This is a genomic window from Lysinibacillus sp. F12 (assembly GCF_057773605.1).
In genome coordinates this window covers 679,587-702,360 of record NZ_JBYMLP010000001.1, presented here as the reverse complement: position 1 = coordinate 702,360, position 22,774 = coordinate 679,587, and the positions used below count along the sequence as shown (strand labels likewise).

The 22,774-nt window shown below is 35.0% G+C and carries 21 protein-coding genes and 1 pseudogene; 18 read left to right on the top strand and 4 right to left on the bottom strand.

Translation table 11 applies throughout. The features are described 5' to 3' along the window. Nucleotides 1-18 precede the first annotated feature (18 nt). From AC3CH7_RS03640 to AC3CH7_RS03615, 6 genes are all read left to right on the top strand, one after another. Nucleotides 19-243, top strand: a complete 225-nt coding sequence (locus tag AC3CH7_RS03640; protein ID WP_031417836.1) for a glutaredoxin family protein — start codon at nt 19-21, stop codon at nt 241-243. Beyond that, on the top strand, nt 240-599 hold the full coding sequence (gene nrdI, locus AC3CH7_RS03635; RefSeq protein ID WP_012293534.1) for a class Ib ribonucleoside-diphosphate reductase assembly flavoprotein NrdI: 360 nt from the start codon (nt 240-242) through the stop codon (nt 597-599). The genes AC3CH7_RS03640 and nrdI overlap by 4 nt, the downstream gene beginning before the upstream one ends. Continuing rightward, the gene (gene nrdE, locus AC3CH7_RS03630; RefSeq protein ID WP_031417837.1) at nt 596-2,689 is read left to right on the top strand and encodes a class 1b ribonucleoside-diphosphate reductase subunit alpha; all 2,094 of its coding nucleotides are present in this window, start codon (nt 596-598) and stop codon (nt 2,687-2,689) included. Before nrdI ends, nrdE begins: the two co-directional genes overlap by 4 nt. After that, nucleotides 2,677-3,645, top strand: a complete 969-nt coding sequence (gene nrdF, locus AC3CH7_RS03625; RefSeq protein WP_031417839.1) for a class 1b ribonucleoside-diphosphate reductase subunit beta — start codon at nt 2,677-2,679, stop codon at nt 3,643-3,645. The genes nrdE and nrdF overlap by 13 nt, the downstream gene beginning before the upstream one ends. 11 nt (nt 3,646-3,656) lie before the next feature. Next, on the top strand, nt 3,657-4,094 hold the full coding sequence (gene dut, locus AC3CH7_RS03620) for a dUTP diphosphatase (protein ID WP_012293537.1): 438 nt from the start codon (nt 3,657-3,659) through the stop codon (nt 4,092-4,094). 159 nt (nt 4,095-4,253) lie between these two features. Then, on the top strand, nt 4,254-4,520 hold the full coding sequence (locus AC3CH7_RS03615) for a hypothetical protein (protein WP_488381578.1): 267 nt from the start codon (nt 4,254-4,256) through the stop codon (nt 4,518-4,520). Nucleotides 4,521-4,672: 152 nt separating this feature from the next. Here the strand turns inward: AC3CH7_RS03615 and AC3CH7_RS03610 are convergent, their stop codons facing one another. Further along, the gene (locus AC3CH7_RS03610) at nt 4,673-4,909 is read right to left on the bottom strand and encodes a ferredoxin family protein (RefSeq protein WP_036165899.1); all 237 of its coding nucleotides are present in this window, start codon (nt 4,907-4,909) and stop codon (nt 4,673-4,675) included. After that, a complete protein-coding gene (locus AC3CH7_RS03605; protein ID WP_036161090.1) occupies nt 4,909-5,424 on the bottom strand; it encodes a YwhD family protein in 516 nt (171 codons plus the stop codon). Before AC3CH7_RS03605 ends, AC3CH7_RS03610 begins: the two co-directional genes overlap by 1 nt. 1,048 nt (nt 5,425-6,472) lie before the next feature. On the opposite strand from AC3CH7_RS03605, the gene AC3CH7_RS03600 reads away from it, so the two are divergent. Then, nucleotides 6,473-8,950, top strand: coding sequence for an S-layer homology domain-containing protein (locus tag AC3CH7_RS03600; protein ID WP_099805120.1), 2,478 nt, complete (start codon nt 6,473-6,475; stop codon nt 8,948-8,950). Between the two features lie 92 nt (nt 8,951-9,042). Here AC3CH7_RS03600 and AC3CH7_RS03595 read toward each other — a convergent pair whose 3' ends face one another. After that, entirely contained in the window at nt 9,043-10,170 is a 1,128-nt protein-coding gene (locus AC3CH7_RS03595; RefSeq protein WP_488381577.1) for an acyltransferase, read from the bottom strand. Nucleotides 10,171-10,460: 290 nt separating this feature from the next. Beyond that, nucleotides 10,461-11,453: an NADPH:quinone oxidoreductase family protein gene (locus AC3CH7_RS03590; RefSeq protein WP_099805122.1), complete on the bottom strand. Its 993-nt coding sequence runs from the start codon at nt 11,451-11,453 to the stop codon at nt 10,461-10,463. Nucleotides 11,454-11,579: 126 nt separating this feature from the next. Here AC3CH7_RS03590 and AC3CH7_RS03585 point away from each other — a divergent pair, with 126 nt between their 5' ends. The 11 genes and pseudogenes from AC3CH7_RS03585 (at nt 11,580) to AC3CH7_RS03535 (ending at nt 22,603) form a co-directional block, all read left to right on the top strand. Further along, the gene (locus AC3CH7_RS03585) at nt 11,580-12,170 is read left to right on the top strand and encodes a TetR/AcrR family transcriptional regulator (RefSeq protein ID WP_031417850.1); all 591 of its coding nucleotides are present in this window, start codon (nt 11,580-11,582) and stop codon (nt 12,168-12,170) included. A gap of 251 nt (nt 12,171-12,421) precedes the next feature. Next, nucleotides 12,422-12,777, top strand: a pseudogene (locus AC3CH7_RS03580) (transposase); the annotation flags it as partial. Between the two features lie 489 nt (nt 12,778-13,266). After that, on the top strand, nt 13,267-14,172 hold the full coding sequence (gene rocF, locus AC3CH7_RS03575) for an arginase (protein ID WP_031417915.1): 906 nt from the start codon (nt 13,267-13,269) through the stop codon (nt 14,170-14,172). Nucleotides 14,173-14,448: 276 nt separating this feature from the next. Next, nucleotides 14,449-15,876 (top strand): amino acid permease, encoded by a 1,428-nt coding sequence (locus tag AC3CH7_RS03570; RefSeq protein ID WP_031417916.1) that lies wholly within the window; start codon nt 14,449-14,451, stop codon nt 15,874-15,876. 239 nt (nt 15,877-16,115) lie between these two features. Further along, the gene (locus AC3CH7_RS03565) at nt 16,116-16,889 is read left to right on the top strand and encodes a DUF817 domain-containing protein (RefSeq protein ID WP_012293547.1); all 774 of its coding nucleotides are present in this window, start codon (nt 16,116-16,118) and stop codon (nt 16,887-16,889) included. A gap of 130 nt (nt 16,890-17,019) precedes the next feature. Further along, nucleotides 17,020-17,607: a pyridoxamine 5'-phosphate oxidase family protein gene (locus tag AC3CH7_RS03560; RefSeq protein ID WP_036165920.1), complete on the top strand. Its 588-nt coding sequence runs from the start codon at nt 17,020-17,022 to the stop codon at nt 17,605-17,607. Between the two features lie 227 nt (nt 17,608-17,834). After that, on the top strand, nt 17,835-18,527 hold the full coding sequence (gene vanR / locus AC3CH7_RS03555; RefSeq protein WP_036166074.1) for a VanR-ABDEGLN family response regulator transcription factor: 693 nt from the start codon (nt 17,835-17,837) through the stop codon (nt 18,525-18,527). A gap of 22 nt (nt 18,528-18,549) precedes the next feature. Further along, nucleotides 18,550-19,644 carry a sensor histidine kinase gene (locus AC3CH7_RS03550; RefSeq protein WP_051800228.1) on the top strand — a complete coding sequence of 365 codons (1,095 nt, stop codon included), beginning with the start codon at nt 18,550-18,552 and terminating at the stop codon, nt 19,642-19,644. A gap of 90 nt (nt 19,645-19,734) precedes the next feature. Further along, entirely contained in the window at nt 19,735-20,649 is a 915-nt protein-coding gene (locus AC3CH7_RS03545; protein WP_031417922.1) for a D-alanyl-D-alanine carboxypeptidase family protein, read from the top strand. Between the two features lie 147 nt (nt 20,650-20,796). Continuing rightward, nucleotides 20,797-21,192: a VOC family protein gene (locus AC3CH7_RS03540; protein ID WP_036161101.1), complete on the top strand. Its 396-nt coding sequence runs from the start codon at nt 20,797-20,799 to the stop codon at nt 21,190-21,192. Nucleotides 21,193-21,472: 280 nt separating this feature from the next. Next, the gene (locus tag AC3CH7_RS03535; RefSeq protein WP_036215160.1) at nt 21,473-22,603 is read left to right on the top strand and encodes a CamS family sex pheromone protein; all 1,131 of its coding nucleotides are present in this window, start codon (nt 21,473-21,475) and stop codon (nt 22,601-22,603) included. Nucleotides 22,604-22,774 lie beyond the last annotated feature (171 nt).

The window sequence follows — 22,774 nt, the reverse complement described above, 5'->3', positions numbered from 1 at the left end:
ATGAAAAGAGGGATTACTATGAAACTTTATACGAAAACAATCTGTCCAAAATGCCTTTGGGTAAAATCCGAATTACAACGAGCAGGACTTGAAGCAGAAATTGTTAATATTGATCACGATGAACAAGCTAAACAAACAATTATTGATGCAGGTTTTTTAAGTGTGCCTGTCTTAGAGGTGGATGAAACATTTATAGGGGATGTTCAGGAAATTGTTTCTCGTATTGAGATGATTACACTATGATCGTTTACGCTAGTCGTACAGGAAATGTCCGCAATGTAGTATCTAAACTAAGGGCAGAATCTATTGAACTCTCAGAGGAATTAAGCTTGAATAAGCCTTATCTTTTAATTACATACACAGATGGTTTAGGCGACATTCCAGCAAAAGTGCAACGTTTCTTAGATAAAAACAGAGATTTTTGTAAAGGAGTAGTTGCTAGTGGCAACAGTAACTTTGGACATCATGTATTTGGCGCAGCAGGAGAGAAAATTGCTACTACCTATCATGTACCATTAGTGAGGAAATTAGATTTGCGCGGCAATCAAACAGATTATGAAGCTATACAAACGTTTTATGAAACGAGGGTAATGGGATGAAAACTTATTTAAAGCTTAATAATGACGTACTGAATCGTTATAGTACAACGGGGCTACTAGAGTTAGAAAAGGATCGTGAGGCTACGCGCCGCTACTTTTTAGAATATGTCAACGTACGTTTACGTTACTTTATAGATATAGAGGAAAAAATCCGCTATTTAGTTGATGAAGGCTACTACGAAAAAGCTTTTATCGACATGTACGAGATGGATTTTATTAAAAAGTTGTACAAAAAAGCGTATGATTATAATTTCCGTTTCCCATCATTTATGAGTGCTAGCAAATTTTATGACAGCTACGCTATGAAAAGTCGTGATGGAGAAGAAATCTTAGAAAAATATGAGGACCGGATTGTCATTATTGCCTTGTACTTGGCACAGGGGAACACGGTACTAGCAGAACGTTCTGTGGAAGCGATGATGGAAGCCTATCAACCTGCAACGCCTACTGCATTAAATAGTGGGAAGAAAGCTCGTGGCGAATTAGTAAGTTGCTTTAAATTATCCATGGATGACTCCATGAATAGCATCGCTGAAAATATTGGTTATTGTTTAGAGCTATCACGTCTAGGTGGAGGGGTCGGGGTTAACTTAACGGATTTACGTCCTTTAGGTGATCCAATTAAAGAAATACTAAATCGTGCAAGTGGTGTGATTCCAGTGGCGAAACTATTAGAAAATTCTTTTAGTTATTCTAATCAGCTTGGTCAGCGTAATGGCTCAGGAGTTGTTTACCTAAATATTTTCCATGCAGATATAGAGAATTTTATTTCATCAAAAAAACCAAATGCTGATGATAAAATTCGCCTCGCAACACTATCAACAGGTATTATTATACCAAGTATTTTCTTCGAACTGATGAAGCGTGATAAAGATATAGTGTTATTTAGTCCATATGATATTTTTAAAGTATATGGTAAACGAATGTCGGAAATTTCAATTTCTGACATGTACTATGAACTACTAGATAATCCTAAAATCCGTAAAATTAAACGTTTGAATGCGCGTAGACTCTATACAGAGGTAAAAAAAGCTCAATTCGAATCCGGTTATCCCTTTGAAATTTTTGATGATAATGTCAATGACGTACATCCACTAAAAAATATCGGTCGCGTAAAAATGTCAAACTTATGTACTGAAATCTTGCAAGTTCAAGAAACTAGTGTTATCACAGATCAAGATCAACCTAACGAATATGGGTTAGATGTGTCGTGTAATTTAGGGTCAATTGATATCCACGCAGCGAGTAAAGTAAATGATTTTGAAGCATTAATCGATACAGCTATGCACTTATTAACAAATGTATCCCAAATGACGCACATCAAAAATGTTCCGTCGGTCGCAAAAGCCAATCAATTAATGCACTCAGTAGGTCTAGGGTGTATGAATCTCCATGGACATCTTGTTACGGAGGGAATTATGTATGGCTCGAAAGATTCTATTCATTTCATGGACCGCTTTATGGAAGCAATGAACTATTATTCTCTAAAATCATCGATGGAAATGGCTAAAGAAAAAGCAGAAACGTTCTATCGATTTGAAGATAGCGATTATGCTTCAGGTATCTATTTTGATCAATATGTAAATAAGACTGAAGAAGAGCTTTCACCTGCTGTATTAAAAGCACTCGGAAACATTCCAATCATTACTAGTAAAATGTGGGAATTATTAAAGCAAGATGTTATGCAATATGGCTTATTCCATTCATATCGTTTAGCTATAGCACCAACTGGTAGTATATCGTACATTCGTAGCTGTACGGCCTCCATCTCTCCATGTACAGAACGTGTAGAGGTTCGTGATTATGCAGATAGTCGAACAATTTATCCAATGCCACATTTAACAAATGAAAACAGTCATCTATATGTAGAGGCCTATGATGTTGATCCTTATGATTTAATTGATTTATACGCAGCTTCTCAAAAACATGTTGACCAAGGTATTTCAATGACTCTTTATGTCACTGATAATTGGACAACAGAACAACTAGCTAAAGTATACATTTATGCATGGGTTAAAGGGATTAAGTCCGTTTACTATGTTCGTCAACGATTACAAAGCTTAGAGGAGTGTGTAGCATGTCAAATATAGTGTATGAGGCAGTCAACTGGAACAAAGCAACAAGTGAACTGGCCCAAATTTTTTGGGACCAGCAATGGAAGCAAATTTGGTTTCCCGAAGAAATTGCAGTGAGTAAAGATATTCAACAGTGGAAAAGTTTTGAGCATCAGGACACGTATAAAAAAGTGTTTGCAGGATTAACCTTGCTGGATACCGTTCAGACAAATATTGGGATGAATCGTGTTGCTGCTTATACAGATGATTTACAGGAAAAGGCTGTATTAACCGTTTTTGATGCATTTGAGGCAATACATGCTAAATCATATTCTTATATATTTACAACGCTTTGTACAAACGAGGAAATAGACGAGCTCTTTGAATGGGTAAAGAAAAATGAATATTTACAATATAAGGCAAATAAAATAGCGGATATTTATAATAGTATTGAAGAAGGGGACGCTGAGAGCTTATGGAAAGCGATGTTTTCATCCGTTATGCTTGAATCCTTCCTTTTCTATTCTGGCTTTTTCTACCCATTATACTTAGGTGGGCAAGGTTTTTTAAGAAACAGTGCTGAAATTATTTCCCTCATTTTGCGCGACGAATCCATTCATGGTGTTGCAGTAGGATTTTTTGCTCAAAATCTATATAAGCAATTTTCAAAAGAAAAGCAAGAAGCTTTACAATTATGGGGCTATGAATTACTGCTGGATTTATATCAGAATGAAATGAAATATACAGAGGACATTTATGCGGAGACAGGATTATCGCCTGAGGTAAAAGCCTATGTGCGTTATAATGCAAATAAAGCCTTAATGAATGTTGGTTTTGAAGCTATGTTTCCTGAAGAAGAAGTGAATCCAATCGTTATGAATGGAATTCGTAATGAGGGCTCCACATATGATTTCTTTTCACAAAAGGGGGCTACCTATGCTAAGGCAAAAGTAGCGCCAATTACAGATGACACATTTAATTTTAATCGTTAGGATGAAGAACAATGAATGTAGAAGTAAAAATCAAAAGAATGCATGAAGATGCAATGCTACCCATGCAAGCTAACCCTGGCGATGCTGGGATGGACCTCTATTCCATTGAAACTGTAGAGATACCTGCTGGTGGGACTAAATTAATTAAAACAGGAATTCAAATTGAATTACCAAAAGGAACGGAAGCACAAATTCGACCAAGAAGTGGACTAGCCTTAAAACATAGTATTACAGTGCTCAATAGCCCAGGAACAATCGATGAAGGCTATAGAGGGGAAATCGGTGTAATTTTAATTAATCATGGTCAAGATACGTTCTTCGTAGAAAAATCTATGCGAATTGCCCAGATGGTGATTCAATTTGTCCCTACTATTCAACTCCTGGAAGTTAATGAATTATCTCAAACGGTTCGTGGAACTTCGGGATTTGGAGCGAGTGGTACAAAATAAGATTAAGTTTTCAATAGGCGTTTGTAAGGATTGAGTTTGGTATGTACTGAACTCAATCCTTTTTATTTTTCCCTAGAATAATCTAATCAATTTATATTTAAACATAGGTTGTCACATTTGTGTAACGTAGGTTCAGTAGGATTTATATGAGGTGATAATATGGCAGAAGAGTTTGGCATTAACCGAATGGTTGCTGGAGCGGATCAATATATCAAGTATTTAATGGATATTTTTAATGATTATGGCTGTCATTGGGCATTTTATGCATTTCGTGAAGGTACGTGGGATGGTATAGATTTTGAATTAGGTAATCAACCTGTCGGGGAGGCATATTGGAATGCGAAGGCTAATAGAGAGCTACCCTATAGACAAGCAATAGAAGTAGATAATTCTATTTGGGAGGTCTTGAAAATAGATAGCAAGTAATATGGTTTGTTCGCTAAGATCAAATAAAAAGTATATGAGTAGTACAAACCATCGTTTGTACTACTTTTTCACATGACGTTCAGAGCTCTAAATCATGACATCTATTCAATCAATATATTGCTGCTGGAATTAGATAGTAAGCTGTATATCATCTAGTTCCGAAAATAGTTACGTGCTAGTAGAGTGGCAGAATGATATTCAGCAGGCAATTCATCCTCAAAAAAAATAGCCTCTACGGGACAAACTAATTCACAAGCGCCACAATCGATACAGATATCAGGGTTAATGACATATTGTGTATCTGTATTTACAATGCAATTTACGGGACAGACATCTAAACAAACGGCTGCTTTTTCATCCCTACATAATTCTGTAATTACAAAGGCCATTATAAATCCTCCCCTAATTGATGTTTTAATTCTTCAGGCGAGTGCTTCCAATACTGTTCATTAAATTCAGATAAAAATTGGAAAAGTAGTTTTTTTGATTTGGGATCGACATGACTTAGGATAAATGTCCCTTTAAGTGCTTTATCTAAATAATTTACTTGCTCTGGCAACGATTTATAGCCAAGTTTAATGCGTCGTTCTTCCTTTGCTACCCGTACTTCACTTGCAGTACATCCCGCATAATAAGGTCCATTTTCCCCGACCTGAAGAGCTACCCAAACGATCCAATAACGATTATAATCGTCACTAGCATGAGCTAAATCTGGTGAAAAACGCACTTTTTTTTCAATAATACTTCGCCCATGTAAGGCTTCTAGGTCTATAAATACGTGTTTTTTTTCACAATCTATAATAATAGGCGTTACATTATTTAAATCAAGGGTACCTACGCCGTAACCCCCATCTCCATCGGTTGAATCATTACTTAAGATGGTAAAATGTATCTTTTCTTTCATAGAAAACACCCCCACATACTTTCTACAATATTTACATGTTCCGATTTCCAAACAATTTATAGTACAAAAAATAGCACACTTATTACGATAGCTTTAAAAAAGAATCTAATTGAACGTTTTAGTAGCAATTTTAAACTATGCGTAAGGGCTGCCTAGGATTTCTCCTTATACTTTTTAGATTAAAAAGTATAACTGAACTATACAGCTTATTATCCTTTGTTGTCTTCGGACTTACGTCTGAATTGTTATGATCTGGTAAATTAACTATATACAGTTATGGATATTTCGCTTAAAAATTTTGGAATTTCACGTAATTAAGGAACTTGAAAAATAGTCTATTAAGAGGATGATTTAGGATAAATGGAGCTCAACCATTCTCCTAGTCTGTTGAAAAAGTTTACTTGACTAAGGGGAGGTAGTGCCATCCACAGACATTCTGCTGCACGACAACATTCAATTCTTCTGCCATCATTATGAAAAAACGCATCTTTCCTATATTTATTTTCATCCATCCCTTCAAAAAAACGATATATAATTTCAAGCTCACTCAATTAGCGAAACAATGATTTTAACAATTTATATTTTATTAGCATAGAATTCAGTCTGTTAATATTTTACATTTATATCGTTAGAAAAGCTATTAGCCCTACTATTATTTTAAAAAATAAATGGAATCTAAAAAAATAGAAAGTTAAAGTTTCCAGCAATAAATAACTGTTTTTTCTGCATCTTGTCTTCATTTCTCTATGAGTTTCTATTTATAGGTAATTATTTATGAAATAATTACCTATACGACCAATTTGGTATTAAAATTACCTTATTTTTAGCGTTTATTTATTGGTAATGTAGTTATATTATTGTCTTGTAAAGCAAATTTAAGATTGATTGGTATATTTCATCATGAAAATTTTTGAAGGCTGCTTTATCCATAACTATTAGTAATTATTATTTGAGAGAACGTATTATACATATTAATAAAATTTAATAGAGCGGTAATATTGTTCTCACAGAATAATATAATTTATTTGAATTCTGGAGGAATATACAAATGACGAAACATAACAAAGGTCGTAAATTTTTTGCAACTACTGCTACAGCAGCACTTGTAGCATCAGCAATCGTACCGGTAGCATCAGCTGCTGAATTTAATGATGCAGGTAGCATTTCATCATGGGCAAAAGAAGCAGTACAGTTTTTAACTGACAAAGGTTTCATCCAAGGTGACGAAAAAGGAAACTTCAACCCAGCTGGTACACTTACTCGTGCTGAAGCTGCTGAAATTTTATCAAAAGCATTAGACTTAAAAGCTACTGGAACAGAAGATTTTACAGATGTAGATGAAAATGACTGGTTCTATAATGCAGTGCTTGCCACTTCACCAGAATTATTTGATGGTATGGGTAATGGTAAATTTGAACCGAAAGCACAATTAACAAGAGAACAAGCTGCAAAAGTTATCGTACAAGGTTATCAATTAACTGGTAAAGCAGACCTTAGTCAATTCTCAGATGCTTCTAAAGCTTCTAAATGGGCTGTATCTTACTTAGAAACAGCTGTTGAAAATGGTGTAATCAATGGTAAAGGATCATTATTAGCACCACAGGATAAAATTAGCCGCGAAGAATTTGCTACTATGGTAAAGCGTACAATTGATGCAGTTCAAGAAGTAACACCAGCAGTAGAATCTGTAAAAGGGCTTAACGCAAAAGAATTTGAAGTGAAGTTCAACACAGCTGTTGATGCAAAAGATGCTGCTGTAACAGCGAAATACGCTATTGACGGGGTAGCTATTACGAACGCAAAAGTTTCTGAAGACGGAATGACTGTTATTTTAACAACTGATAAAGAAATTAAATTAACAAATGGCAAAGTAACTGTAAACCCAATCAAAACAAAAGCAGATGCAAAAGTTCTAACTGAAGAGTTTAATAAATTAATCACATTTGCTGATACAACTCCTGTTAGCGTAAATTCTGTTGAAGCAAAAGGCACAACAGCAGTAATCACTTTCGATGAGCTTGTACAAAACGAAGGAACAGTTAGCTTAAATGGTACTGAACTTGCTAAAGATCGTTATACTTTATCTGGAAAGACATTAACAATCAAAGGCTTAACTGCTGAGCAGACTTATAAAGTAGACATCGTAGGAGCAACTGACTTTGCTAATAATATTGCAAATCCGATTGCAGTGAACTTCACGGTTCTAAAAGCAGACGTTGATAATTCAAAACCAACTGTTTCAACTGCTGTGAATGGTACAGAAATTACGTTTGATTTCTCAGAAGAATTAATGAAGCAAAATCTTGATGCAGATGCGGGCGCTACTGCTGAAGAATATGCAAAAGTAACGGTTGGTTCTACGGTTTACTACTTAAAAGATGCTGATATGAAAGATGCAGAAGATAAAACTGTATTTACTATTGATGCAAAAGCTGCATTAGGTACAGCTACATTCATTAATGCAGACGTTAAAGTAGAAGGACAAAAAGATTTAGCTGGCAATGCAGGAGATGCATTTGAGTTCAAGGCTATTCTATCTAAAGATTTAACGCCTGCTACACTTGTATCTGCTTCTACTAAAATGTTAGTAGCTGATGATGTAAATGCTACTACTGATGTAGATGCGCTATACCTTACTTTTAGCGAACCAGTAAAAGTAGATGGTAAATTAACTCTTAAAACTCAAAATGGTATTGCTTACACTACTGGAAAAGAAACAGCTGTAAAAGCAGATGCTGGTTATGATGTAGATGGTAACGGTAAAATTGAGGGTGCAGAGAAAAATACGGTGAAAGTGGACATTGATTTAGATAGTAATTCAACATATACATTTGAATTATCTGCTAAAGCAGTGGCTGACTTAGCTGGCAACGTAACTGCAGATACAATTACATTCAATGTGACAACTGGAACGTATGAAGCTACACCAGAAACTACTACAGATTCATTAGTACTTGGGACAACACCAGTTGTTGTAACAGATAATAATGTATTCACTGTTGAATATGCTGCTGATGTGACTGCAACAGCAACAAATGCTTCTAACTACACACTTGGAGGAAAAGAGCTACCTGCTGGCACTCAACTTCAATTTGTGGATGGCACTAAAAAAGTACGATTCACTTTACCAGAAGGTTCTATCACGGCAAATGGTAATTATGTACTTGAAGCTAAAAATGTAGTAGATACAAAAGGTAACACTCTTAAAAATGGAAAAGCTACTACTCTAGTGGCTCTTAAAGAAAATATTGTACCTGTAGCTTCTAAAGTAACAGTAGTAGATAGCAAAACATTTACAGTTGACTTTACTGAAAGTATTGCTGATCAAGCTACACCAACAGGTTTAACAGTAAAAATTGCTGGTTCAACTGTAGAAGTGGCTAAAGCTGCTGTAGCTAATGGTAAATTAACTGTGACAACTAAAGCTGACTATGCTTTAACTGATAGCATTGTAGTTGAATTTAAAGCTACAAACCTTGTTGATGCTAATAACAACAAAGTAAAAGACGGTTCAATTTCAAAATAATTAAGCCGATCATTGAAAAAAGCTCTGTGGAACAATTTCCACAGGGCTTTTTTGTTAGTCAATATAGTTTCTACTATTATAAGAGGCAACATTTATTTATAAGGAAATTCTTTTGGAATCGGTCCGAATGCAATCCAATGATATTTAAAATATTTCCCCACCAAAAATACCACAATCCACGTAATAAATAGAGCAACAATAAAACCTCCGACACTCCAAACATGAAATAAGAGACTATTACCGCTGACAGGAATTTGGCGATAAAGGAAGAGGAAAAAAGGATGTAGTAGATAAATGCCAAATGATAATGTACCAAGATTAATAAGGGCATTTACCAAGGCTTTATTCCCTCTATTAAAAATCCAGAAAGAAAGCTGTAACAAGACGATACAGGCCGTTAAAGATTGTAGCTGAAAGACTAGTTCAAATACGATACTGTTGGCTAAATAGGTTGAAGATGAATAAACAAAGTAATATAGATAAATATTATAAATTGTAGAAAATAACCAAATAGCCCAAATGAAATAAATAGAAATCGGAAAGTTTTTTGGGGTTAGTTGGAACCACCGTTTATATTTTTCAAAATAAACCCCTAAAAATCCACCAGCCAAGAAATAAAGTATATAAGAGAATGAAATACTCCCTCTATAAGGATACTGCCAATACTCAGCATTTAATAGGATAAAAATCCATTGAAGAGCTAGTCCTGTCCAAATCAGAAGAGGGGATAGGGCAGGTTTTTTCTTTAAAATATATAAGAATAACGGGAACATTAGATAGAACTGCACCATAATAAATATATAATATAAATGAGTATATGCTTTTCCAATTAATAGTTTCTGAAGAAATTCAACACTAAAAAGGGCGTGCCATGCTAATGAAAAATCGCGCGTCACATAAAATTGCATAGCGGCAAAATAAAAGACAGAAAAAAAGAGATAGGGAATAAGTATTTGGGTCACTCTTTTTTTATAAAAACAAACAATCAGTTTTTTGGTGAAATCCTTTTGGATATAGTTGTAAAATAAAACAAACCCACTTAAAAAAATAAAAACAGGGACAGCAAATTTAGGAAAAATATTGAAGAAAACATAAATAGAGTAGAGTTTTGATTCGCTGGACAAAGCTGTAACAGGTGTACTAGTAGAATGGATAAGAAGTACAGCTAGTATAGCTAAGGCTCTAGTAATATTTAATTCATCAATATGTGCTCGTTTCATATAATCATCTCCAAAAATAGTTGATAGTTTTTGAGTTCCCTGAATGTAATGCTTATATACATTAATGGTATGTTTAGAACCATGAATTTAGACAATTTTTTATCAGAATCGTCTAGTGGTACGGTCATGGCTTACTATAATGAATTTTTATGTCAGGCGGGTGTCAAACAATAAAAAAGCTACCATGCCTGATGCATAGTAGCTTGAAGTACTGAAAAAAGTATTTTAAAAGCCTTCCTACATTCATATGTAAGAAGGCTTTCGTTCGCACTTTATATAGGAGTATCTATTTATAATTTCACAAGAAATCGACCTCTTGCTTGACCTTTCAATAAAATAGGTAAAACATTTGGAAGTTGCTGTAACGTTACCTCTTGATAAATGAAGCCTTCAAGGTTAGCTGGTTTAAAATCAGTTGCTAAACGATCCCATATGTTCAATCGTACATCCATTGGACAATAAACAGAATCAATTCCAAGTAAATTTACACCTCTTAAAATAAAGGGGAAGACGCTTGTAGGAAGGTTTGTTCCTGCTGTTAACCCACTGCTAGCAACAGCACCGCCATACTGAATTTGACTTAATAAAGAGGCAAGTGGTTCTCCTCCAACAGAATCGACAGCTGCAGCCCATTTTTGTTTGCCTAATGCTCTAATCTTCCCATCAAATACCTCTTCACGAGCTACAATTGAAGTGGCCCCCAGGTTATTCAAGTATTCATGTTCTGAATCTTTCCCTGTACTTGCTTCTACTTGATAACCTAGTGTTGAGAGAATTGAGACAGCGAAACTACCTACACCACCAGTTGCCCCCGTAACAAGGATTTTTCCATTCTCAGGACTAATGCCATTTTCCTGTAATCTTTGAATCGACAAAGCAGCCGTAAATCCTGCTGTTCCTATAATCATTGCCTCTTTGAGAGAAAGACCGCTTGGACATGGAACAATCCATTTAGAAGGGATTCGAGCGTATTCACTAAATCCTCCAAAATGAGATACGCCAATTTCATAGCTTGTTGCAATTACCTTGTCACCCTCTTGAAAGCGAGAATCTTCAGAGGATACAACAATCCCAGCTAAATCAATCCCAGGTACGAAAGGATAGGAAGTAACGATTTTACCATCCTGTATAGCTGCCAGACTGTCTTTATAATTAATGCCAGAGTAGCTTACTTTAATTAATACCTCACCATTCGGAAGATCATTTAAAGTAAGATCATTAACTTTCACTGTGAAATTTTCATCTTGATTGACTACCAACGCTTTAAAGTTTTCTAATGTCATCGTAAACATCCTCCTACAATCTAATTCCATTAAACAGTATCAAAATTATTCTGACCGGTCAACATAAAATTGGAAAATGCACTCTGTTCATGTATAATGACTTGTATCAAGTCATTGGAGGCTTCTATGAAAAAGAAAGAGGAAGAACGAAAAAAACAGATAATGAAAGCAGCCTTTGATGCTGTTTCAAAATTAGGCTACGATAATGTCACATTACAAGATATAGCCAATCATGCAAATGTTTCGAAAGGGGTAGTCCACTATTACTTTACGAGCAAGCAAAACATATTATTAGAATTACTGGAATCCACAACAAACAAAATCTATAGTTTTGAAATAAAAGAAATCGCCAAATACGAGACAGCAATTGAAAAACTTCACGCCTATTTAAATGCTGTTTTTGTATCCCCTCAAGATAATAAAAAATTTTACAGAGTGTATTTAGATTTTTTAGCCCAAGCGAATGGAAATGAAGCGTATAAGAAAATAAACTTAAAATTTTATGAGAATTGCTGGGGAATCGGACAAGAAATTATTAAGTTGGGACAACATGAGGGTGTGTTTTGTCAGGATATGGATTCCCTCGCAAGTGCAAAAATGATGAGGGCGATGATTGATGGTTCTTTGATACAATGGTTAACCGATGATTTAAAAGAACAACATCAATATTATAAAGAAACATGTTTGAATAGTATTTTAAAATTATTAAAAACGTAGAAATTTTAAAGATTTACAGCTATGATGTAAGGCTTCAGACTGTAGACAAACTCAATGAAATAAAGTAAAGCCGTTGATTTCCACTACGGGCGGACGCTTTCCGCGGGCGGGGTCGAGCTGCTTCCCTCGCTTCACTCAGTCCAGGATCTCGACTTTCCCGCTTTTCCCGCTGGAGTCACCGCCCTTCGTTCCGATCAACTTCTACATAAAGTACCCCATCTACATAGGTAAATTTTTGGGGTGATAATACATCGAAACCTTTGAATGGTGCTAAGTGTTAAGCCTTTCCCAATGTACGGAAAGTAAGAATCACAAAAAACTCATTCAACGCCATATTGGGGAATTGTATGTGGAGGAAGCTGAACATTTACGCCATTCCTATGACATCAAACAAATTTATGCAAGCGTAAAGAAACGATTGAGCATGTCTTTGCCGATGCAAAGGAAAATCATGGTATGCGATGGACAACCTAGTGGTCTGAAAAAATTGTCCATGCAGGCCTATACTTACTCTCTTGCTACCAAAAAACTAGCCGTGGCAGGCGGCTTAAAAGAGTTCTTATACTTGAAGAGTCTGTTTTATTGGATATCAAATTATCATTTTTAAACATAATGAAAGAGAAAAAATGACAAAAGGAATCGAGTGTGAACTTCTCAATTCCTTTTGTCGACAGACTGAAGCCTTACAGCTATGATGTAAGGCTTTTTTTCTGTCCAAAAATGAAAAGGTAAATCTACTTAATAGAATTTTTAGTAGTAAAAAATGGTCCTGATATAACCAAATAAGGATACATTTTTAATATTATACCTTTAAATTGTATTAAAATCTTAAATTACCATTTAAATTTTCGGAAAAAACGATAAAAAAAGAATAGTTTTACTGTTTCAATATTGAAATTTCTGACAATAAAAGATGTAAAATTGTAAAATACTGTTTTTGTATGCATTGGTTTGCTGTTTATGCAGTCATTTATGCATGATAAAATCTATGTTTTCAATAATCCAAACTGTATAAAAATTAAAAATAATGTCGAGTTGAGTCAATTTTTCATTTTCTTTATACTGTGAAAGTAATTATTGGAGAGGAGAAATTATTATGCGCAAAGAAGTTACGATTATTGGGGTGCCAATGGATTTGGGTCAAACAAGAAGAGGAGTTGATATGGGGCCAAGTGCCATACGATATGCTGGGCTAACAGATCGACTTGAGGGTCTTGGATATTCCATTCAAGACGAAGGGGATTTGACTATCGAACTTGTTAATAAAGAAGTAGAAATAGAAGCAACAACTAACTTAAAAAATTTAAAAACGGTAGCAGATGCTAATGACAAGCTTGGTCAAAAAGTAGATCAAGTTATTTCCTCAAAACGCTTTCCTTTAGTTCTAGGAGGAGATCATAGTATTGCCATTGGTACATTAGCAGGTGTTTCCAAACATTATGAGAATCTAGGTGTTATTTGGTACGATGCCCATGGTGATTTAAATACTGGTGAAACTTCACCTTCAGGTAATATTCATGGAATGTCTTTGGCAGTAAGCTTAGGACTTGGTCATCCGGCACTTACAAATATTGGTGGTTATGCGCCAAAAGTTAAGCCTGAAAATGTTGTTATTATTGGGGCACGTGATTTAGATCCGGGTGAGAAGCAACTAATTAAGGAAATTGGTATAAAGGTCTATACGATGCATGAAATCGATCGTTTAGGCATGACGACCGTAATGGCTGAAACGATTGAATATTTAAAGGAGCGCACTGATGGTGTCCATTTATCGTTAGATTTAGATGGCCTTGATCCTAATGATGCTCCGGGTGTAGGAACGCCAGTGGCAGGTGGTATTAGCTACCGTGAAAGTCATCTAGCTATGGAAATGCTATCAGAATCAAATATTATTACTTCTGCAGAGTTTGTAGAGACAAACCCGGTATTAGATAAATATAATAAAACAGCTATCGCTGCCGTAGCTTTAATCAGCTCACTCTTTGGCGATACATTACTTTAAGCAAACGATAGGGAAGTTGCAAGAGCGATAAGGAAGAACTTTTTAATAAAATTAGGTCGCCACAACCGAACATTAGAAAATTGCTCTCCCTAATGGTAGTTTACAATAGAACGAATTAATGCTCTAGACTAAACGGGAACTTTTATTTGTCAGAAAATTGACTGTTCACAAAATAGATTAAATTTTAAAAATCAAATCTATTGATATTTCTAATAGTTATCTTTTTGCACCTACAAAAGTAAGTGCTTACAAGATAGTAGCATAAGGGGTTTTTTTATGGCATCAGAACAATATGAATTAAAAAGAAGTATGAAAGCTAGACACTTGTTTATGATCTCACTTGGAGGCTGTATAGGAACAGGGTTTTTCCTTGGATCAGGCTTTACCATTAATCAAGCCGGCCCAACAGGTGCTATTCTTTCGTATTTAGTAGGCGGGTTAGTGATGTATCTAACGATGCTTTGTTTAGGTGAATTATCAGTAGCTATGCCAGTATCTGGTTCATTTCAAACATACACGACGAAATTTATTGGTCCTGCTACAGGCTTTGCTGTTGGCTGGCTTTATTGGCTGGGGTGGGCGGTAACGGTTGCCCTTGAATTTTTAGGGGCTGGACAACTTATGCAAAGATGGTTTCCTGAATCACCCGTATGGATGTGGTGTTTAATTTTCGGGGCCTTGCTCTTTTTATTAAATGGTTTATCAGCAAAGGCATTTGGTGAAGCAGAGTTTGTTTTTTCTAGCATTAAAATTTTAGCTATCATTATGTTCCTAGGAGTTGGGGGAGCAGCGATGTTTGGCTTGATCGATATGAAGGATGGAACGAATGCCCCATTCCTTACTCATTTTTATGAGGGTGGACTATTTCCAAATGGTGTAACAGCATTGCTTATAACGATGATCACTGTGAATTTTTCATTCCAAGGGACAGAGTTAATTGGTATTGCTGCAGGTGAAAGTGAAAATCCAGAAAAAACGATTCCTAAATCTATTAAACAAACCGTATGGCGTACGCTTTTCTTCTTTGTTCTATCCGTTGTTGTGCTTGCAGGTATGATTCCTATGGATAAAGCTGGAGTTGTTGAAAGCCCATTTGTAGTTGTATTGGATAGTATAGGTATACCTTATGCGGCTGACATCATGAACTTCGTTATTTTAACAGCGTTATTATCGGTTGCTAACTCGGGTCTATATGCAGCAACGCGTATGTTATTCTCTCTTTCCGTTGAAAAAATGGCTAGCCCAGCTTTAGGGAAGGTGAATAAGAGAGGGATTCCTATGAACGCATTATTAATAACACTTGCTGTAGCTGGATTATCACTTCTGTCTAGTGTTTTCGCTGCAAAAACTGTTTTTGTTTGGCTTTTATCGCTTGCAGGTTTAGGCGCTCAAATAGGCTGGATTGCCATTACAGCATCACAAATCGCTTTTAGACGTTCCTATGTACGACAAGGTGGAAAAGTGGAGGATTTAAAATTCAAAGCTCCACTTTATCCCATTATTCCAATTATCGGTTTAGTCGCAAACTGTATTGTTATGGCAAGCTTGGCATTTGATCCATCGCAACGATTAGCACTTTATTGTGGTGGAGCATTCTTTATCGGCTGTTACGTCGTTTATTACGTAAAAGTGAAGAAGACTAAGGTGATGAAAATAAGCCAACAAGAAGTACAGTTAAAATTAGATCAAAAAATGTATCTTTAACTATGGGAGTAGCTGCTAAGACGGCTACTCTTTTCTATTTTCCCTTCTAAATTCCACAAATTTAGAAAATGAAGGACGTATTTCATAAAAAATTGTTCCTATAAAAAGCGGGGAAAATTTATTGATTATCGATAAAAAAATATTGAAATAAGATAATTAATCGTATATTCTTCATACAAGAAGAATTTAGTTTTGCAAGCTAAGTTCCTCAAACTTTGTATCATTACTGAGGTGGATGAATGATGAAGAATTTTTTGAAAGACTTAGGGTACTTTACGTACCATCAATCATTATCTTGTATTTTTCCTGTAGTTATATTTATGACTCTCGCGCTCTCAAAAGTAATTCATATACCAGGCGTTGCAAGATACGATTTCATTTTAATAATCTGTCTAGTGACACAATACTTGATGTATAAATTTGGTCTAGAATCGAAAGATGAAATAAAAGTAATCTGTCTGTTTCATATTATTGGGCTTGTTCTTGAACTTTATAAAGTGAATGTTAATTCTTGGTCTTATCCAGAAGAGGCTTGGTCAAAAATTGGAGGTGTGCCATTATATAGTGGCTTTATGTATGCGAGTGTAGCCAGTTATATTTGCCAAGCGTGGCGCAGGTTTGATTTAAAGATTGTCAATTGGCCAAAAAGTTATATAGCTATTCCACTGGGGGCCATGATTTACTTGAATTTTTTCACACATCATTTTATGTATGATTTGAGATGGCTGTTAATGGCTTTACTTTTCATAGTGTTTTACCGTACTGTTGTCAAATTTACTGTACGGGATAACATCTATCAAATGCCAATTGTCGTGTCATTCTTTTTAATTGGATTTTTCATTTGGATTGCGGAAAATATTGCTACATTTTTTGGTGCATGGTCATACCCCAATCAAGAGGTAGCTTGGACGATCGTTCATTTTGGGAAGATTAGTTCTTGGTTTTTACTAGTCGTTATTAGCATTATGATAGTGGCACAGCTCAAATTATTTTATCGAGATTCGGAAGAGTAAAAGAGAAAAATAAAATCTTCCCTAATTCGATAGTTTGAAGTTGTACCCACCGGTTTTCATCAAACTGTGCCTTTTTTACGTGTCCTTCCTGCTGTAGACTCCTCTGTAGAAGAGAATTGGGGGTTGAAAAATGGAAACGGACATTCGAATGCATCTAAAAGTATGTACAGATGACAGCCATATCAAGCAATTTTTAGAAGACGCACAAACTGCTTTTCTTGGATTAGTGGATGAACATATGCCTTATGTTATTCCATTAAATTATGTCTTTAAAGATGGATATTTTTATTTTCATGGAGCGAATGAGGGGAGAAAAATAAATATTATCGAGAACAATCCAAATGCATGCATTACTGTATGCGAATCGTTTGGAACAATGGTAGATCCCATTCCTGCTGAAACGGATACGGCATATATGAGTGTTGTGGCGAATGGTCAAATAGAAATAGTAACAGATTTGAATGAATCAACGGCTGCCATGCAGGCAATGCTTGATAAATATGTACCGAGCTATTACCTTACTCATTTATCGAAAACACATATCGAAAAGTATCAGTCTTCTTTAGGGAGTAAAACATTGGTACTGAAGGTGAAACCTATTGCCATAACAGCCAAAGAAAATAAATTAAATGAACAAATGAAATTTTATCCAGGGAGAATAGTAACGCAAGATATGTCTCGAAAAACTTCTTCTACTGCCATCGATTCATCCAATTAATACACTTAAAAGATGAAATTGAAGCGAAGCGAGGGGAGCCGCTCCTTCCCGTGGAAATGAACGACTTTACTTATTTCGATATACAAAAAGATTTGGAAATATGTTATTTCCGAATCTTTTTTATTTGGTTTTCAAAATAAACTATTCTTATTTATAGATATAGCTATAAGTAAATGCTATAATGCCTGTGAAAAATCATGGGAAATAAGAGGATAGAAAGAGGGGCTATTCGTTTGAACATTTTAGTAGTCGACGATGAAAAAGAAATTGCAGATTTAATTGAGCTTTATTTAAAAAATGAAAATTATAATGTATTTAAATATTATTCAGCTCAAGAGGCATTAGCTTGTATTGAGCGTGAAGGTTTAGATTTAGCTATTTTAGATATTATGATGCCAGAGATTGATGGCTTTACCATTTTGCAAAAAATACGTGAAACCTATAATTTCCCTGTGATTATGCTAACGGCGAAGGAAGAAGAAATTGATAAAATAAATGGCTTTTCTTTAGGAGCAGATGATTATATTACGAAGCCTTTTCGACCATTAGAGCTGGTCGCTCGCGTTAAAGCACAGTTGCGAAGATTTACGTTATACAATCAAAGTTCCAAGCCACATGAGGATACAATTGATTTTGCAGGTTTAATGATTAACAAAAATACAAGACAAGTCTTGTTAAATGAAAGACAATTATCCCTTACACCTACAGAGTTTTCTATATTGTGGTATTTAAGCTCGAATAGAGGGAAGGTTATTAGCTCAGAAGAGTTATTTCAGGAAATTTGGGGAGAGAAGTATTTCAATAGTAATAATACGGTTATGGTTCATATACGGCATTTGCGCGAGAAAATGAGAGATTCTGTAGAGAACCCAAAATTTATTAAAACGGTTTGGGGAGTGGGGTATACCATTGAAAAATGAGTTTGGAAGACTGAAGAGGAAAATGATTTTACAAATTATCTTTATTCTTGTCGTGGCCATTTTATTTGGTCTTATTATCAACTTCGCCCTCATCGATGGTGTTTTGCAAGCGCCTTTTGCTAATGCTTTTATGTCCTTCTGTGAAAATGTTTTACAATTAGATTATTATGCAGCCCGACAAGCTTATTTTGTATTATTCCAACAAAATAAACCCCTTTGGCTAACGATTGGATTCATTTTATTACTTCTAGTTATTTTTTATATGGCCCTATCTCGTTTTACTCGCTATTTTCATCAAATTAGTTCTAGTATTTCCATGCTTTCTGACGAGTCAGAACAGGAGATCCGTCTTCCCGCAGAGCTAGATTTTTTAGAGAAAAAATTAAATGATGTAAAAAATAAATTAGAAAAACGAGCGAGGGATGCGCAAGAGGCGGAGCAACGGAAGAATGACCTCGTTGTTTATTTAGCACACGATATTAAAACTCCTTTGACTTCGATGATTGGCTACTTAAGCCTTTTAGACGAGGCTAAGGACATGCCTATAGAGCAAAAAGAAAAATATGTAACGATTACGCTCGAAAAATCTTATCGGCTTGAGCATTTAATTAACGAGTTTTTTGAAATCACTCGATTTAATTTACAATCCATTATTTTAGAGAAAGAATCAATACCTTTAAACTATATGTTGATGCAAGTCGCCGATGAATTTTATCCATTGTTAGCACCTAGAGGCCAAAAGGCAATCGTCCATATAGATGGAGAGATTACGATATATGCAGATGGAAATAAATTAGCAAGAGTATTTAATAATATTTTAAAAAATGCAATGGCCTATAGTGATCCAAACAGTACAATTGAAATTAGTGCTAAAAACGAAGATAACGAGACATTTATTTCGTTTTCGAATACAGGAAAGACGATTCCTCCAGAAAAATTAAAGATGATATTTGAAAAGTTTTATCGTTTAGATAATGCAAGATCCACACAAACTGGTGGTGCGGGACTAGGATTAGCTATTTCAAATGAAATTGTACAAGCCCATGGAGGAACCATTACAGCTACTTCAAGTAACGAAAAAACTATATTTACTGTCATGCTTCCGAGTAATTCTTAAGAAACCTTAAGAATTCACTAATAGTTAATTAAAATAAAGCTCCTCTTTTTATGTTTGAATAAAGACATAATGAGAAGGAGTTGTTTTTATATGTTCAAGAGAAAAGGAATTTTTACTATACTATTCATGTTCGTCATGCTGTTTGTTTATTTTATATGGGCTAAAGAAACACCTGTAAGCTTACAAGTCAACACACAATCATTCGACACGCCAACAAAGAGCGGCGATATGATGAATGTTAATTTATATAGCTCAAATGCTATTTTAGTGAATTTGGATGACAATAAAGTTTTGATAGATAAAAATAGCGAGGAAGTTATTTACCCTGCGTCATTAACAAAAATGATGACGGTTTTAGTTGCTATCGAGCAGATTCCTAATTTACAGGAAGAAATTGTTTTAGGGAACAATATATTTAATAATTTATACGAAGCGAATGCATCACTTGCTGGTTTTCTCCCAAATGAAAAGCTAACGCTAGAGGATTTATTATATGGTTCTATGCTGCCATCAGGGGCAGAGGCTTCCATCGGTTTAGCTGAATATATTGCTGGTTCGGAAAGAAAATTTGTAAATCTAATGAATGAAAAGGCCCAACAGTTAGGCATGAAAAATACTCATTTTATGAATACTACTGGATTGCATCATTCAGATCATTATACGACTGTTAAAGATATGTCTTTACTGTTGCAATATGCATTAACAAATGATGAGTTTCGTCAAGTTTATACAGCCGAAAGATATTCTATCAAACCTACAAATCGTCATCCAGAGGGGATAACTTTTACAAATAAAATGTTTCAAAATATGACAACAAGAGCATTACCAGGCGGAGAAATTTTAGGTGGAAAAACAGGTTATACTGACGACGCGGGTTTATGCTTAGCAAGTTTAGCTACAATAAATGGACAAGAATACATCCTAGTAACAGTGGGAGCGGAAGGAAATTCCCGAACAGAACAATATAATATAACAGATGCATTTTCCGTGTATAGTCAATTATAAATTAGTGTAGAAGATTAACCTTTAGAGAATCGTCATAAATCAACCAATGCTGAATTAATAGAAAATTACTAATTGTTTTATTTTCATCCTTCAAAAAATGCTTTATAGTAAATGTATTCAAACATGTTTGCTACTAAGGAGGATACAATGGGGAGATTAGTGCATTTTGAAATTCATGTAAGTGACATGGAGAGAGCAAAGAATTTCTATGGGAACGTTTTTGGTTGGTCATTTCAAGATTGGAGTGACTACGCAGGGATGCCCTATTTTGGGGCAGTAACAGGTGGTGAGGATGAGCATGGCATTGATGGCGCTTTAATGCAACGTCAAGGTCCTCCTCCGGAGCCAAACCAAGCTATGAATGGATTCGCCTGTACGATGGGTGTAGAAAGTTATGATGTAACAGAAGCAAGTATTCTTGAAAATGGTGGTCAAGTAGCCATGCCCAAGTATGCATTACCCGGTATGGCATGGCAGGGATACTATATGGATACGGAAGGGAATGTATTTGGTATTCATCAGCCAGATAAAAATGCAAAATAAGCAAACTGATGTAGCATTTGCCTAGTAAGTAGGGAAAAGTGCTTGAAGGGTCATAAAAACTCAGAGCAAACCGACTTCATCAAAACTAACCCCCTATGCAAACAACTAGTAAGACTTATGTTCTTTTACGGACATAGGTCTTTTTTTAATTGGTGGTAACGCATCGTCAGAAGGGATGAAAGTGGTTAAATTTTCAAATTAATAATGTTTTATTTTGGTAAATTTGGTATCTTTAATAAAGGAGTTTGAATTGCTACATAGTGATCAAGGAGTAAATGGAATGAAAAGAAGAAAACGAATGTTATTATCAGTGGCATCCCTCTTGTTATTAAGTTCTTGTAATAGTGAGATGAAGGAGGTCACGAAGGATGAGAAAAAGTATATATCGTCTATTCAAAAAAAGGAAACGTATGAAATTCAACAACCTGCTAAATTTAATATTGCTAGAGGCTCCATTATTAAGAATATGAATAATGCATTAAATATGAATGAAATAGAAAGAGGTTTAATGGAATTATCAGTCAATCATTTTTCCACAGAGAAGTTCTATATGCAGGAAGGTCAATATTTAAGTGGTAAAACAATTAGCCAATGGCTAAGTAGAAAAACCAATGAAGATGTGGGTTTAAACCCCGCTATCGAACATCAAACCGATAATGTATTAGAGGATGAAAAGAGGTATCCCTTAATCCTTTCTCATGTATTGGAACAAGATTTTATTAATAAAGAAACTAATAAAATAGAGGGAATGTCAATCGCCATATCGTTAAATGAATATTATGATATACGAGTAACTGATGATGAAGGTTTAATTTACACTGGGCAAGTGAAGGTAGACCAAAATAATGATGAAATTAATGATGTCAAAATCTTTGGTAAAAAAGTAGCTGAAAAGATAGTTAAAGATATTAGGGGAAATGTAAAAATACCGAATGTTCCTATTTACCTTACGTTATTTCAGGAATCGAATATAAATGATATTATTCCAGGGGTATTTTTAGCAGAAACGTTTATTCCTCATGGGGAAGCTACCATTACAAAATGGGCTGAAATAGATAAGAAATTTTATATATTCCCTTCGGAAGCGTTATATACTTTAGACCAGAATATGTATACAAAACTATTGCTTTTCAAAGAGGATATTCAGAAAGGATTTAAACATTTAAACCTAAAAATATTTGGCAAGCTACAATATGAAAAAGGCAAATTAACAGATATTCAAATAGAGGTGAACGCTCCACTTATAAATGAACCAGAGCTGATTGGTCTATTACAGCTCATAAGTACCAATTTAAATAGGATATTAATCGATTATATTCCCATTACAGTTCGGATCATTGATCAGCAACAAGATGTAGGAATTGTCCTTTGGGACTCTCTTGAAAAACAAATTTTTGCAAAGCCTATTTAACTTCTCGACATCGTAAATGTTTATTTTAGGCTAGCTGTTAATAAAGAGGTCAAACTTTTCATGGATGATAATACCTATATTATCCTTTATAGTAAGTGTTTAAAAGTACAGGTGCCCATATAACTGAGGCACCTCTTTTTTTATGGCAAATGGCATTGCAATCTTTAAAAT